Source organism: Sphingomonas silueang (assembly GCF_040049155.1).
Taxonomy (GTDB): Bacteria; Pseudomonadota; Alphaproteobacteria; order Sphingomonadales; family Sphingomonadaceae; genus Sphingomonas; species Sphingomonas silueang.
Genome location: NZ_JBDZDK010000009.1, coordinates 154,090 through 167,261, shown reverse-complemented (window position 1 = coordinate 167,261; position 13,172 = coordinate 154,090). Strand labels below are relative to the sequence as shown.

Genomic DNA, 13,172 nt, shown 5'->3' with positions numbered 1-13,172 from the left:
CCCGCTCCCCCACCCGGCCACCCATCAGGATACTTGCGTGGGTGGCCGGGTGGGGGAGCGGGCCGGTACCGCACTGATCCAGCTTTGCTGGATCAGACTCTAGCGCGCAGGGCATTGAGGCAATACAGCAACCCGCGGCACATGCAGCACGACATGCGCCTGGCGAGAAAGGCTCGCGTCGCCCGCGGCCATGCGGCGGGCGGGGCCACAGGTAAGGGATGCGGTGAATGACCGACGAGACTGAGATCATGGAAGCCTTCGACGCGCGCGCGCGCCGCCGGGCGGAACGTCGCGATTTCTTCCGCGCCTTCGGTGCCGCCGCCGCGATCGGCGGCGGGCTGGCGCTCAGCTCGTGCGGCGGGGGCGACGATGATTCGCCCACCCCGACGCCCACCGGCACGCCGACGCCGACGCCGACGCCCAGCGCGACCAACAGCAGCGGGCTGACCGACGGGGACATCCTGAACTTCGCGCTCAACCTCGAATATCTCGAGGCGCAATTCTATGCCTTTGCCGCGACCGGTTCGGGACTGCCCTCCACGCTGCTGACCGGCGCGGGCACCGCAGGCGCCGTCACCGGCGGGCGGCAGGTGACGTTCAGCGATCCGGTGATCGCCAACTACGCCCGCGAGATCGCGCAGGACGAGCGTGCGCACGTCGAATTCCTGCGCAACGCGATCGGCACCACCGCCGTCGCCATGCCCGCGATCGACATCTCGGCCACCGCCACCAGCGCCTTTTCCGCCGCGGCGCGTGCCGCCGGGCTGATCCAGGCGGGCCAGACCTTCGATCCCTATGCCGACGACAACAGCTTCCTGCTCGGGGCCTATATCTTCGAGGATGTCGGCGTCAGCGCCTACAAGGGCGCGGCGGCGCTGCTGACCAGCCCGATCGTGTTGCAGGCGGCGGCAGGCATCCTCGCGACCGAGGCGTATCACGCCGCGATGATCCGCTCGTCGCTCTATGCCAAGGGGATCGCCACGCCGTCGCTGATCGACGCGACCGAGAATATCTCGAACGCGCGCGACGGCCTCGACGGGGCGAGCGACATCGATCAGGGCGTGCGCCCGATCGGCAACCAGTCGAACATCATCCCCGTAGACGCCAACGGCATCGTGTTCGGGCGGAGCGCCGGTCAGGTGCTCAACATCGTCTATCTCAACCGCAGCGCGGTGAGCGCGGGCGGGTTCTTCCCCGCCGGCCTCAACGGCACCATCAAGACCAGCGCCGCGAACTGAGCCCGGAAGGATTAGCGACCATGACCAACGATTCGATCCTCCGCCTGCTCGAGGTCTGTGACGACCGCCGCGCCCATCGCCGCGACTTCCTGCGCCAGGCGGGCGGCGTGTCCGCCGCCGTCGCCGGGGCATCGCTGCTCGCGGCGTGCGGCGGCAACAGCAGCAACCCGTCGCCCACCCCGACGCCGACGCCGACGCCGACCCCCACCCCGACCACCAGCCCGACCCCGACGCCCACCGCCAGCCCCGCGACCGACGCCGACGTGCTGAACTTCGCGCTCAACCTCGAATATCTGGAGGCACAGTTCTACAGCTTCGCCGCGACCGGTGCGGGACTGCCGAACGACCTGCTGACCGGCGTGGGAACGCAAGGCGCGGCGACCGGCGGGCGGCAGGTGAACTTCACCGACCCGCTCGTCGCACAGTACGCGCGCGAGATCGCCGCGGACGAACGCGCGCACGTCGCCTTCCTGCGCGGCGCGATCGGATCGGCGGTGGTGGCGCAGCCCGCGATCGACCTCGGCGTCAGCGCCACCAGCGCCTTTTCGGCGGCGGCGCGCGCGGCGGGCATTGTCGCGGCGAACGTGGCGTTCGACGTCTATGCCAGCGACGAGAATTTCCTGCTCGGCGCGTTCCTGTTCGAGGATGTCGGCGTCACCGCCTACAAGGGCGCGATCACCTCGCTCGCCAACAAGACCTATGTCGATGCGGCGGCGGGCATCCATGCGGCGGAGGCGTATCACGCCGGGCTGATCCGATCGGTGCTGTACCGCAAGGGCATCGCCAACCCGACGCTGATCGACCGGACCGAGCAGCTGTCGAACGCGCGCGACGCGCTCGATGGCGCGCTCGACCTCGATCAGGGGGTGCGCGCGGTCAACAACGCATCGAACATCGTGCCGACCGACGGTACCGGCATCACCTTCACCCGCGTGCCCGCGCAGGTGCTCAACATCGTCTATCTCAACAACGCATCGGTCACGTCGGGCGGATTCTTCCCGTCGGGCGTCAACGGCCTGCTGCGCACCAGCGCCGCGAACTGACGCTGACGGAGACGCCGATGGCCCCGCCGCCCGCCGACCCCGCGCTGGAGCGGCGGCCCAGCCTGCCCGGATCGTTCCGCACCGTCGCGGTGCCGGGCGGTGCCGGGCAGTTCTGGCGCAAGCTCGGGGCCTTCGCGGGCCCCGGTTATCTGGTCGCCGTGGGGTATATGGACCCGGGCAACTGGGCGACCGACATCGCCGGGGGATCGGCGTTCGGCTATACGCTGCTGTCGGTCATCCTGTTGTCGAACATCATGGCGATGGTGCTGCAATCGCTGTCGGCGAAGCTCGGCATCGTCACCGGGCTGGACCTCGCGCAGGCATGCCGCGAATATTATCCAAAGCCCATACGCTGGCTATTGTGGGTGCTGTGCGAACTGGCGATCATCGCCTGCGACCTGGCGGAGGTGATTGGCACCGCCATCGCGCTGCAACTGCTCTTCGGGCTGCCGCTGGTCGCGGGCATCTGCATCACCGCTATCGATGTGATGCTGATCCTGCTGCTCCAGCAATATGGCTTCCGCAAGCTGGAGGCGTTCATCGTCGCGCTCCTGCTCATCATCGCGGGCTGTTTCGCGGTCGAACTGTTCCTCGCCCAGCCCTCGCTCGCCGGAATCGCGCGCGGACTGATCCCGACGACCGATATCGTGACCAACCCGGCGATGCTCTACATCGCGATCGGCATCCTCGGCGCGACGGTGATGCCGCACAACCTCTATCTCCACAGCTCGATCGTGCAGACCCGCAGCTTCGAGCGGACGCCGGAGGGACGGCGTGAGGCGGTGAAGCTGGCGACGATCGACAGTTCGGTCGCGCTGATGCTGGCGCTGTTCATCAACGGCGCGATCCTCGTGCTGGCGGCGGCGACCTTCCATACGGCGGGGCGCACCGACGTGGCGGAGATCCAGGACGCCTATCAACTGCTCACCCCGATGCTCGGCGCGGGGGCGGCCAGCATCCTGTTCGCGGTGGCGCTGCTGGCGTCGGGGCAGAATTCGACGATCACCGGCACCCTCGCCGGGCAGATCGTGATGGAGGGGTTCCTCAACATCCGCCTGCCCATGTGGCTGCGCCGAATCGTCACCCGGCTGATCGCGATCCTGCCTGCCGTGGTCGTCGCGGGCCTCTACGGCGACAGCGGCACCGCGCAGCTGCTGGTCGCGAGCCAGGTGGTGCTCAGCCTGCAACTGCCCTTCGCCGTCTATCCGCTGGTCCGCTTCACCGGCGACCGCGCGAAGATGGGCAGCTTCGCCAACCGCCCGGTGCTGGCGGCGGCGGCATGGACGATCTGCGCGGCGGTGATCCTGCTCAACTCGACGCTGCTGTACCAGGTGGTGACGGGGTAAGATCGCGAACCGTCATTCCCGCCTGCGCGGAAATGACGAAACACGGGGAGGTTCACTGCGAATACCTCCCGCAACCCTTCGCCGCTGCCGTGCAAACCTCCGCGCGGAATCCGTAGCGTAAACCCTTGGAAACGCGGTTCTCCGGGCATCCTGCAGCGTGAATTGGCGCAACTTTCGCCAATTTCGGCTACTGGACAGCGTGTCCGGTTGCGCTATCCATCGGCGATGGCGCTTCCTCCCCTCTTCGATCGACTGGCGCTGCCGGTCATCGCCTCGCCGATGTTCATCCTGTCCGGCCCCGAACTGGTGATCGCCCAGTGTACCGCCGGGATCGTCGGTTCCTTCCCCGCGCTCAACGCCCGGCCGCAGTCCGAACTGGACGAATGGCTCCACCGCATCACCGAGGCGCTGGCGGCGCACGACCGCGCCCATCCCGACCGCCCCGCCGCCCCCTTCGCGGTCAACCAGATCGTCCACCGCTCGAACGACCGGCTGGAGGCCGACGTCGCCACCTGCGCCAGATGGAAGGTGCCGATCGTCATCACCTCGCTCGGCGCACGCGAGGAGCTGAACACCGCGGTCCATGGCTGGGGCGGCATCACCCTGCACGACGTGATCGACGACCGCTTCGCCCGCAAGGCGGTGGAAAAGGGCGCGGACGGGCTGATCCTCGTCTGCGCGGGCGCGGGCGGCCATGCCGGACGCCTCAACCCCTTCGCGTTCACCCAGGAGGTGCGCGGCTGGTTCGACGGCCCCGTCGCCCTGTCCGGCGCGATCGCCAACGGCGGCGCGGTGCTGGCGGCGCAGGCGGCAGGCGCCGACCTCGCCTATATCGGCTCGCCCTTCATCGCCACCGCCGAAGCCAATGCCGCCGCCGCCTACAAGCAGGCGGTGGTCGACGGCCGTGCCGCCGACATCGTCTACACCAGCGCCTTCACCGGGGTGCACGGCAACTATCTGCGCGGCTCGATCGCGGCGGCGGGACTGGACCCGGACGCGCTGCCCGAACGCGATGCCTCGACGATGAACTTCGCCGGGGCCAAGGCATGGAAGGACATCTGGGGCGCGGGGCAAGGGATCGGCGCGGTCGATGCGGTGGTCCCGGCTGCCGAACGCATCGCCCGGCTGAAGGCGGAATATGCCGCCGCCCGCGCGCGGCTGACGCTATAGCGCCAGCGACAGCCGGTCGAACATCGCCCGCGCGGGGCTGGCGGGCGGCGGGCCGTCGTGCGCCCGCTCGATCCACTCGACCCGGCGATACAGGTCGATGCTGGCCACCGCCAGCGCCCGCGCCCCGCCGGGCATCGCCGCCAGTACCGCATCGTCGGTCCGCGGCGCCGGGCCCAGCACCCGCGCCGGATCGCGCGCGGCATCCGCAGTCATCTCGCCCGTCTCGACCGCGCGCTGGGTCAGCAGCCATGCGACGACATGCATCAGCCGGGTGGTGATCTTGAGCGATTCGCACGAGAATACCACCCGCGCCATCGGGTCGAGCACCGCCCGTTCCCCCCGCCCGCCGTCGTCGAAATAGCCGCGCGCCTCGTCGGCCAGCACCATCGCCTCCAGATACAGCGAATCGATCAGGCGGCGCTGCACGACCGCCGAGCTGCGATGGCTTTCCATGGCGGCGATCATGCCATGACCGGCACGACGGCGGAACGATTCGATCGGATGGCCGCCGTCCCCGAATGCGACAGGCGTCAGGCGATGATGTCGGGGATCAACTGGTCCTCGATCGCCGCGATCTCGTCGCGCAGGCGCAGCTTGCGGCGCTTCAGCCGGGCGAGTTGCAGCTGGTCCGCCGATCCCGCCGCCGCCAGCGCAGCGATGGCATCGTCCAGATCGCGATGCTCGACCCGGAGCACGCCCAGCCGCTGTTCGAGGTCCGATTCGTCCATCGCCCGCCACTTTCGCCCGGTCCGCGCGCGCAGGCAACGGTCCGTCGGCCATTTTTGCACGGCATGTCGAAAAACATGGTGAACGCGGCGACATCGCTGCGTTCGTGTGTTCTACTTCCTTCCCAACCAGCAAGCAGGAGGATGCATCGATGCAGACTGCCCACCTCAACGCCCTCGCCGCGAAGCATGCGACGCTCGACCGCCAGATCGCGGCGGAAGCCGGGCGCCCGTCGCCCGATCAGGCGGTGTTGTCGTCGCTCAAGAAGCGCAAGCTGATGGTGAAGCAGGAGATCGCGGCACAGTAGACGCTGCGCGCGGGGCCGCGGTCCGGCCCCGCGCCTCTTTCCGTTATTCCTCGCGCGAAATCTTTTCCTGCCGCTCGTGGCGGCTCTGCGCCTCGACCGTCATGGTCGCGATCGGGCGCGCTTCCAGCCGGGCGAGCGCGATCGGCTCGCCGGTGACTTCGCAATAGCCATATTCGCCGTCGTCGATCCGGCGAATCGCCGCCTCGATCTTGGCGATCAGCTTGCGCTGCCGGTCGCGGGTGCGCAGTTCGATCGACCAGTCGGTTTCGCTCGACGCGCGATCGGTCAGGTCCGCCTCGCGCAGCGATTCGTTCTGGAGATGCGCCAGCGTTCCCTGCGCCTCGCGGTGGATCGCATCCTTCCATGCCAGCAGCTTGGCCCGGAAATAGGCCTGCTGCCGGGGGTTCATGAACGGCTCGTCGCCATGCGGGCGATAGCCGGTGCCGTCGTCGTTCGCCGGAGGCGGCACGTCGAGTGGTTGTGTCATATCGCTCAAAACCGTTGCCATCCCCAGTCTCCGCTCCGGTGTGCCGCCGAACGCCACCGGCGAGGTCCCGTCCCGTCGATTTTTCTCGGCGGGCCTATATCGGGCGGAGCGATCGTTCACAAGTCGTACGGATCGCTCGACATTCGCCGGCCTGCCCGTTGCCGCGGCACGCCTTGCGCCCGCCGTGGACGAACCACCATCTCTTTGTCTAATGGGACGTCCCTTTACGATACGTTAACCACAGGAACGGGCTGGTTTCCGTGCCCCATTCGATTTATTCGGAACCGGGGCGGCAGGGGGGCGCGTTGAACTTTATCCCCTGTTTCGACTTTTTGTTCCATGGCCGGTCGATTGCCGCTGCAAGCGTCGGGGCAACCGTATGGGAAGAGTGAGACGACATGTCGGTTAAGATGGCACTGGCGAAACTGTGCGCGATCGCTTGCGGCGGTGCCGTGATCGGCGGCGGTGCGGTGCATTACGCCGAATCCGCAAGCAACCGGCAGATCACGAAGCGGACGATCACCAAACGCGCCGCGGCCAAGCGCGCGACCAAGAAGCGCACCGCCAGGCGGACCCCGAAGCAGCGCACCACCCGCAAGAAGTCGACGGTGCGTCGCGCGGTCGCGCTGCCGACGACGACCGCCGCACCCGCGGTCGTGACCTATGCCAGCCCGGCGGTGCCGGTGCCGATCGCGCCCGCCCCGTCCGCGCCGGTATCCTCCGGCGGCGGCACGCCGCCGACGACGTCCGGCGGCGGGAGCGGCGGCAGCAGCGGCGGCGGCTTCTTCGGCGGCGGGGGCGGCTTCGGCGGCGGCGGGTTCTTCGGCGGCGGCGGCTTCGGCGGGTCGAGCGGCATCATCGTCACATCGTCCGGCTCCGGCGGGCAGGCCTCGTCGAGCGCCGGTGCCTCGTCGGGCAGCAGCGGCGGCACCGCCTCGTCGGGCAGCAGCGGCGACGGTACCTCGAGCGGCAACACGTCGTCGGGCAACACTTCGAGCGGCAACACGTCGTCGGGTAACACCTCGAGCGGCAACACCTCGTCGGGCGCATCGTCGGGCAGCAGCGGCGGTGCCTCGAGCAGCGGCGACACCTCGTCCGGCGCATCGTCGGGGAGCAGCGGCACCTCGTCCGGCAGCAGCGGCGGCGCGTCGAGCAGCGGCGATACGTCGTCCGGCAGCACCGGTTCGAGCGGTGCCTCCTCGACCGGTTCGTCGAGCATGGGATGGACGCCCAGCAGCAGCAGCACCTCGTCGGGCACTTCCTCCGGCTCCAGCTCGAGCAGCGCGTCGTCCAGCGGCGGCACGTCGAGCGGCGGTCCGACGCCGGTTCCCGCGCCGCCGATGCTGCTGCTGTTCGGCGCGGCCGCCGGTGCGCTCGTCCTGCGCAGGCGGCTGACGCGCGGCACGCTCCGCACCGCGTGATCCGGGCCGCGCCGGGGTTCGCCCCGGCGCGGGCCACGCTGCGTCAGGCGTCGGCCAGCAGCTTCTCGATCTGATCGACCGGATGGCCGGTCAGGTCCTTGCTGAGCTCGCCCGCCAGCTTCTCGCTCACCGCCTTGTGGTAATGCTTGCGCATCTCGCCCAGCGTCTTGGGCGGCGCGACGACGATCAGCGATTCGAAGTCGTTGGCCAGCGCCCGGCGCTTCAGTTCCTCGGCGGCTTCGGCGGCGAAGCGGTCCTCGGCCTGCTGGTGATAGTCCGCCTCGCCCATCGATCCGCCGCCCGACGCGAAATTGCCGCCGCGGATCGACTGCGCCTGTCCTGCGGCGTCGGTCTTCTGGTGCCGGTCCGCCGGGTTCGCCTGCTGCTGCTGGTCCTCAACCACCAGATTGGGCATGTCGCCGTCGCCTTCGTTGCGGAAGAACAGCATCTTGCGGCCGTCGGCCACCAGCACGCAGGCATCATGGGGGATACGCATCACGCTCGCTCCTTCATGGTCGTGAGGGGGGCGGAACGCGCCGGGGCCGCGCCCGGTTGCGGCTTGCATGGGGCGCGTACGCTCGCCATAGCCCGGCCATGCACGACATCCGCCTGATCCGCGACGATCCCGCCGCCTTCGACGCCGCCCTCGCCCGCCGGGGATTGCCCGCGCGCTCGGTCGAACTGGCGGCGATCGACGAGCGCCGCCGCGCGCTGCTGACCGAGATTCAGGCCGGTCAGGCCCGCCGCAACGAAGCGTCCAAGGCGATCGGCGCGGCCAAGGCGAAACGCGACGAGGATAGCGCCGCCGCGCTGATGGCCGAAGTCGCGGCGCTCAAGGACCGCATGCCCGCGCTCGAAGCCGAGGAGGCCGCGCTCGGCACGCAGTTGACCGGCGTGCTGGAGGCGCTGCCCAACCTGCCGCTCGCCGACGTGCCGCAGGGCGCGGACGAGGATGACAATGTGGTCGAGAAGACGGTCGGCGACCCCCCTGCCTTCGGCTTCACGGCGCGCGAGCACGACGCGATCGGCCCGACGATCGGCCTCGATTTCGAGACGGGGGCGAAGCTCTCCGGCGCACGCTTCACCCTCGTGCGGGGCGCGGCGGCGAAGCTGCACCGCGCGCTCGGCCAGTTCATGCTCGACACGCTGACCGGCATCCACGGATACGAAGAGGTCGTGCCGCCGGTGCTGGTGCGCGGCGATGCGCTGTACGGCACCGGGCAGTTGCCGAAGTTCGCCGAAGACCTGTTCCGCACCACCGACGATCGCTGGCTGATCCCCACCGCCGAGGTATCGCTGACCAATATCGTCGCCGGGCAGATCCTCGCGGAGAAGGAACTGCCGCTGCGCTTCACCGCGCTGACGATGTGCTTCCGTTCCGAAGCGGGCGCGGCGGGGCGCGACACGCGCGGCTTCATCCGCCAGCATCAGTTCGAGAAGGCGGAGATGGTGTCGATCACCACCCCCGACCAGTCCGAGGCGGAGCATGAGCGCATGACGCAGGCGGCGGAGGATATCCTCGCCCGCCTCGCGCTGCCGTTCCGGCGGATGAAGCTGTGCACCGGCGACATGGGCTTTTCGGCGGCGCGCACCTACGACCTCGAGGTCTGGCTGCCGGGGCAGGCGCGCTACCGCGAGATTTCGAGCTGCTCGACCTGCACCGATTTCCAGGCGCGCCGGATGAACGCCCGCTACCGCCCGGAGGGGGAGAAGGCGACGCGCTTCGTCCATACGCTCAACGGATCGGGCCTCGCGGTCGGGCGCACGCTGGTGGCGGTGCTGGAGAATTACCAGCAGGCCGACGGATCGGTGGTCGTGCCCGACGTACTGCGCCGCTATGTCGGGCAAGAGGTGCTGACGCCCGCCTGAGCGGCGGTTGGAGGAAGGGGGAAGCGATGCAACCAGTCACGAAGCGGATCGCGGCACTGACGCTGGCGGGCGCGCTCGCCGGGTGCATCCCGCCCGGCCCCGACCGCATCGATCCCGGCCCGCCCCCGCCGCAGCGCGAGGGCGACGTTGCGCCGGGCACGCCTGCCGCCACCCAGCCGAGGGGCGACGGCGTCACCGCTCTCCCCTCGCCGCCGCCTGCGTGGGAGGCGCGGCGCGTCGTCGCCAATGCCCGCAGCGTGGCAAGCGGCAGCTATGTCGTCCGCCCCGGCGACACGCTGCGCGGCATCGCCAACACCACCGGCGCGGGTTCGGAAGCGATCGCGCGCGCCAACAACCTCGCCCCCCCCTTCACCATCCGCACCGGCCAGCGGCTGGCCATCCCCGGCGGGCGCTATCACGCGGTGCGCGAAGGCGAGACGGGCATCGCCATCGCCCGCGCATACGGCGTCGACTGGTCGCGGATCGTCACCGCCAACGCATTGGCCGAGCCCTATATCCTGCGCACCGGGCAGCGCATCCTGATCCCCGGCGACGCGGTGCCGCGATCGGCGGCGGAGCGCGCGGCGGCGTTCCGGCTCGACATCGACGACATCCTCACCGGCGGCGAACCCGCGATCGAGCCGAACGAGCGCCCCGCGCGCGCCGTGACCTCGCCGCGCCGCGTGCTGCCCTCCACCGCCGCCGTGGCGGCGCCCACGATCGCGCCGGGCGCCTTCGCGTGGCCGGTCGACGGGCGCGTGCTCAAGCGTTTCGGCGCGGGCGACAGCGGCGAGCGGACCAACGGCATCAAGATCGGCGTGCCGCTCGACACGCCGGTCACGGCGGCGGCGGACGGCACCGTCGCCTATGTCGGCACCGGCGTGCCGGGCCTCGGCGGCGTCGTCATCATCCGCCACGGCGGCAACCTCGCCACCGTCTACGGCCATGCCAGCCAGCTGCTGGTCCAGCGCGGGCAGGCGGTGAAGCGCGGGCAGAAGATCGCGCTGTCGGGCGACTCGGGCTATGCCGACCGCCCGCAGCTGCATTTCGAGATCCGCTCGGGCCGCACCCCCGTCGATCCGCTGGCGCGGCTGCCCCGGCGATGAGGGCGTCGCGGGGCAAGGCGATCCTGCGCCAGTCCTCGCCGCTGCCGGTCTGGGCGTCGATCCTGTGGCGGGTCACGGCGGTGCTGACGCTGGTCGGCATCGCGGTCGCCGTCCACTGGTTCGACCGCTCGGGGCTGCGCGACAATTACGACGGGCAGATCAGCTTCGCCGACGTGGTGTATTTCACCATGATCTCGATCACCACCACCGGATACGGCGACATCGCCCCGGTGACGGAGACGGCGCGGCTGTTCGACGCGCTGATCGTCACGCCGATCCGGGTGTTCGTCGTGCTGCTGTTCATCGGCACCACCTATCAATTCGTCCTCCGTCGCAGATGGGAGCGTTGGCGCATGGCGCTGATCCAGCAGAAACTGACCGGTCACATCGTCGTCGCGGGCTTCGGCAAGACCGGCGGCGAGGCGGTCGACGAACTGATCGCGCGGGGCGAGGATGCCCGCCGCATCGTCGTGATCGACCCCGCACAGGCCAATATCGAACGCGCGCAGAAGCTCGGCTGCATCGTGCTCCAGGCGGATGCGACCCGCGACGCGACGCTCTCCGACGTGCGCATCGCCAATGCCCGCGCGCTGATCGTCGCGACGGGCCGCGACGACACGTCGGTGCTGGTCACGCTGACCGCGCGCCACCTCGCCCCGGCCGTGCCGATCAGCGTCATCATCAAGGCGGAGGACAATGAATTCCCCGCCCGCGCGGCGGGGGCGACCACGGTCATCAACCCGGTCAGCTTCGCCGGACTGCTGCTCGCCGGTTCGTGCCGGGGGCCGCACATCGCCGACTACATGATGGACCTCGCCTCGATCGACGGATCGGTCGCGCTCGCCGAACGCCCGGTCGCGCCGCACGAGATCGGCAGGCCGCTGTCGGCGATCACCACGGGGCTCGGCCTGCGCGTCTATCGCGGCGACGGCAAATGCCGCTTCGACAGCCCGGAGGCGCAGGCGTTGCAGGCGGGCGACACGATCGTCGAGGTGGTGGGGCGCTAACCACCCCCTATCATTTTCGGCCGAAATCGCTATGTGGCCATGCGATCATGGCAACTCGTCTTCCCTCCGCCCCCCGTGTGGGCATGGTTTCGCTCGGCTGTCCGAAAAACCTCGTCGACAGCGAACGCATCCTGACGAAGCTGCGCAGCGACGGCTATGCCATGTCGCCCGACTATGCCGGGGCGGATGTGGTGCTGGTGAATACCTGCGGCTTCCTCGATTCCGCCAAGGAAGAATCGCTCGAAGCGATCGGCGAGGCGATCGCCGAGAACGGCCGGGTGATCGTTACCGGCTGCATGGGGCAGGAGGCGGAGACGATCCGCGCCCGCTTCCCGCAGGTGCTGGCCGTCACCGGCGCGCACCAATATGAACAGGTGGTCGAGGCGGTGCACGAAGCCGCCCCCCCGATCCCCTCGCCCTTCGTCGATCTGGTGCCCGAGAGCGGCCTGAAGCTGACCCCGCGCCACTACAGCTATCTGAAGATTTCGGAGGGCTGCAACCACCGCTGCTCCTTCTGCATCATCCCGTCGATCCGCGGCGATCTGGTCAGCCGCCGCCCCGACGCCATCCTGCGCGAGGCGGAAAAGCTGGTCGCGGCGGGCACGAAGGAACTGCTGGTCATCAGCCAGGACACCTCGGCCTACGGCATCGACATCCGCCGGACCCCACGCGCATGGAAGGGGCGCGAGGTCGTGCCGCACATGACCGACCTCGCGCGCGAGCTGGGCCGGATCGCGCCATGGGTGCGGCTACACTATGTCTACCCCTATCCGCACGTGGATCAGGTCATCCCGCTGATGGCGGAAGGTCTGGTGCTCCCGTACCTCGACATTCCGTTCCAGCATGCCGCCCCGAACGTGCTGCGCACGATGAAGCGCCCGGCGAACGACGCCAAGGTGCTCGAACGCCTGCGCGGCTGGCGGGCGGTCTGTCCCGATATCGCGATCCGCTCGTCGTTCGTCGTCGGCTTCCCCGGCGAGACCGAGGCCGATTTCCAGTACCTGCTCGACTGGCTCGACGAGGCGCAGCTCGACCGCGTCGGCGCGTTCCGGTTCGAGCCGGTCGAGGGCGCCGCCGCCAATGCGCTGCCCGATCCGGTGCCGGAGGCGGTCAAGGAAGAACGCTACGCCCGGATCATGGAAAAGACCGCCGCCATCTCCGCCGCGAAGCTCGCCGCGAAGATCGGCCGGACGATCGACGTCATCATCGACGAGGTCGGCGACGAGGGTGCTACCGGCCGCAGTACCGCCGACGCGCCGGGCATCGACGGCGAGGTGTTCCTGCGCGACGCCGCACACCTGACGCAGGGCGACATCGTCAGGGTCGAGATCGAGGACGCCGACGAACACGACCTCTACGGCGTGCCGGTGGCGTAATCCCATCCTCCCCGGCACGGGGAGGGGGACCATGCGCAGCATGGTGGAGGGGGGTGTCCGCATACGGCACGGCTGC

Annotated in this window: 14 protein-coding genes; 9 read left to right on the top strand and 5 right to left on the bottom strand. The window is 69.6% G+C overall.

Translation table 11 applies throughout. The features are described from left to right. Positions 1–227: 227 nt before the first annotated feature. From ABLE43_RS11120 to ABLE43_RS11105, 4 genes are all read left to right on the top strand, one after another. Positions 228–1,238 carry a ferritin-like domain-containing protein gene (locus ABLE43_RS11120; RefSeq protein WP_348978570.1) on the top strand — a complete coding sequence of 337 codons (1,011 nt, stop codon included), beginning with the start codon at positions 228–230 and terminating at the stop codon, positions 1,236–1,238. 20 nt (positions 1,239–1,258) lie between these two features. After that, the gene (locus ABLE43_RS11115; protein WP_348978569.1) at positions 1,259–2,281 is read left to right on the top strand and encodes a ferritin-like domain-containing protein; all 1,023 of its coding nucleotides are present in this window, start codon (positions 1,259–1,261) and stop codon (positions 2,279–2,281) included. Between the two features lie 17 nt (positions 2,282–2,298). Continuing rightward, positions 2,299–3,627 carry an Nramp family divalent metal transporter gene (locus ABLE43_RS11110; protein WP_348978568.1) on the top strand — a complete coding sequence of 443 codons (1,329 nt, stop codon included), beginning with the start codon at positions 2,299–2,301 and terminating at the stop codon, positions 3,625–3,627. A 225-nt stretch (positions 3,628–3,852) separates the two neighbouring features. After that, entirely contained in the window at positions 3,853–4,797 is a 945-nt protein-coding gene (locus tag ABLE43_RS11105; protein ID WP_348978567.1) for an NAD(P)H-dependent flavin oxidoreductase, read from the top strand. Here ABLE43_RS11105 and ABLE43_RS11100 read toward each other — a convergent pair. Together ABLE43_RS11100 and ABLE43_RS11095 are read right to left on the bottom strand one after the other, a co-directional pair. Beyond that, positions 4,792–5,262 carry a DUF1465 family protein gene (locus ABLE43_RS11100; RefSeq protein WP_348978566.1) on the bottom strand — a complete coding sequence of 157 codons (471 nt, stop codon included), beginning with the start codon at positions 5,260–5,262 and terminating at the stop codon, positions 4,792–4,794. The two genes, ABLE43_RS11105 and ABLE43_RS11100, sit on opposite strands and share 6 nt — an antisense overlap. Before the next feature lie 65 nt (positions 5,263–5,327). Then, on the bottom strand, positions 5,328–5,525 hold the full coding sequence (locus tag ABLE43_RS11095; RefSeq protein WP_348978565.1) for a DUF465 domain-containing protein: 198 nt from the start codon (positions 5,523–5,525) through the stop codon (positions 5,328–5,330). Between the two features lie 149 nt (positions 5,526–5,674). Here ABLE43_RS11095 and ABLE43_RS11090 point away from each other — a divergent pair, with 149 nt between their 5' ends. Then, entirely contained in the window at positions 5,675–5,830 is a 156-nt protein-coding gene (locus tag ABLE43_RS11090; RefSeq protein ID WP_348978564.1) for a YdcH family protein, read from the top strand. Positions 5,831–5,873: 43 nt separating this feature from the next. On the opposite strand, the gene dksA is transcribed toward ABLE43_RS11090, so the two are convergent. From dksA to ABLE43_RS11075, 3 genes are all read right to left on the bottom strand, one after another. Next, the gene (dksA, locus tag ABLE43_RS11085) at positions 5,874–6,317 is read right to left on the bottom strand and encodes an RNA polymerase-binding protein DksA (RefSeq protein WP_348978563.1); all 444 of its coding nucleotides are present in this window, start codon (positions 6,315–6,317) and stop codon (positions 5,874–5,876) included. A gap of 661 nt (positions 6,318–6,978) precedes the next feature. Next, a complete protein-coding gene (locus tag ABLE43_RS11080) occupies positions 6,979–7,731 on the bottom strand; it encodes a hypothetical protein (protein ID WP_348978562.1) in 753 nt (250 codons plus the stop codon). 50 nt (positions 7,732–7,781) lie between these two features. Next, a complete protein-coding gene (locus ABLE43_RS11075) occupies positions 7,782–8,234 on the bottom strand; it encodes a host attachment family protein (protein WP_348978561.1) in 453 nt (150 codons plus the stop codon). Between the two features lie 98 nt (positions 8,235–8,332). On the opposite strand from ABLE43_RS11075, the gene serS reads away from it, so the two are divergent. Genes serS through rimO form a run of 4 tightly spaced genes read left to right on the top strand, consistent with a single transcriptional unit; the run spans position 8,333 to position 13,096 of the window. Then, positions 8,333–9,607, top strand: coding sequence for a serine--tRNA ligase (gene serS / locus ABLE43_RS11070; protein ID WP_348978560.1), 1,275 nt, complete (start codon positions 8,333–8,335; stop codon positions 9,605–9,607). Between the two features lie 26 nt (positions 9,608–9,633). Beyond that, positions 9,634–10,713, top strand: a complete 1,080-nt coding sequence (locus tag ABLE43_RS11065) for a peptidoglycan DD-metalloendopeptidase family protein (RefSeq protein WP_348978559.1) — start codon at positions 9,634–9,636, stop codon at positions 10,711–10,713. Then, entirely contained in the window at positions 10,710–11,720 is a 1,011-nt protein-coding gene (locus ABLE43_RS11060; protein ID WP_348978558.1) for a potassium channel family protein, read from the top strand. The genes ABLE43_RS11065 and ABLE43_RS11060 overlap by 4 nt, the downstream gene beginning before the upstream one ends. Before the next feature lie 47 nt (positions 11,721–11,767). Continuing rightward, the gene (gene rimO / locus ABLE43_RS11055; RefSeq protein WP_348978557.1) at positions 11,768–13,096 is read left to right on the top strand and encodes a 30S ribosomal protein S12 methylthiotransferase RimO; all 1,329 of its coding nucleotides are present in this window, start codon (positions 11,768–11,770) and stop codon (positions 13,094–13,096) included. Positions 13,097–13,172: the final 76 nt, after the last annotated feature.

Excerpts from the sequence above, each read along its gene's own strand:
- ABLE43_RS11110 (WP_348978568.1), top strand. The coding sequence starts at position 2,299 with ATGGCCCCGCCGCCCGCCGACCCCGCGCTGGAGCGGCGGCCCAGCCTG.
- ABLE43_RS11090 (WP_348978564.1), top strand. The coding sequence starts at position 5,675 with ATGCAGACTGCCCACCTCAACGCCCTCGCCGCGAAGCATGCGACGCTC.
- rimO (WP_348978557.1), top strand. The coding sequence starts at position 11,768 with ATGGCAACTCGTCTTCCCTCCGCCCCCCGTGTGGGCATGGTTTCGCTC.
- ABLE43_RS11095 (WP_348978565.1), bottom strand. The coding sequence starts at position 5,525 with ATGGACGAATCGGACCTCGAACAGCGGCTGGGCGTGCTCCGGGTCGAG.
- ABLE43_RS11060 (WP_348978558.1), top strand. The coding sequence starts at position 10,710 with ATGAGGGCGTCGCGGGGCAAGGCGATCCTGCGCCAGTCCTCGCCGCTG.
- ABLE43_RS11120 (WP_348978570.1), top strand. The coding sequence starts at position 228 with ATGACCGACGAGACTGAGATCATGGAAGCCTTCGACGCGCGCGCGCGC.
- ABLE43_RS11105 (WP_348978567.1), top strand. The coding sequence starts at position 3,853 with ATGGCGCTTCCTCCCCTCTTCGATCGACTGGCGCTGCCGGTCATCGCC.
- ABLE43_RS11115 (WP_348978569.1), top strand. The coding sequence starts at position 1,259 with ATGACCAACGATTCGATCCTCCGCCTGCTCGAGGTCTGTGACGACCGC.
- ABLE43_RS11075 (WP_348978561.1), bottom strand. The coding sequence starts at position 8,234 with ATGCGTATCCCCCATGATGCCTGCGTGCTGGTGGCCGACGGCCGCAAG.
- dksA (WP_348978563.1), bottom strand. The coding sequence starts at position 6,317 with ATGACACAACCACTCGACGTGCCGCCTCCGGCGAACGACGACGGCACC.
- ABLE43_RS11065 (WP_348978559.1), top strand. The coding sequence starts at position 9,634 with ATGCAACCAGTCACGAAGCGGATCGCGGCACTGACGCTGGCGGGCGCG.
- ABLE43_RS11100 (WP_348978566.1), bottom strand. The coding sequence starts at position 5,262 with ATGATCGCCGCCATGGAAAGCCATCGCAGCTCGGCGGTCGTGCAGCGC.
- serS (WP_348978560.1), top strand. The coding sequence starts at position 8,333 with ATGCACGACATCCGCCTGATCCGCGACGATCCCGCCGCCTTCGACGCC.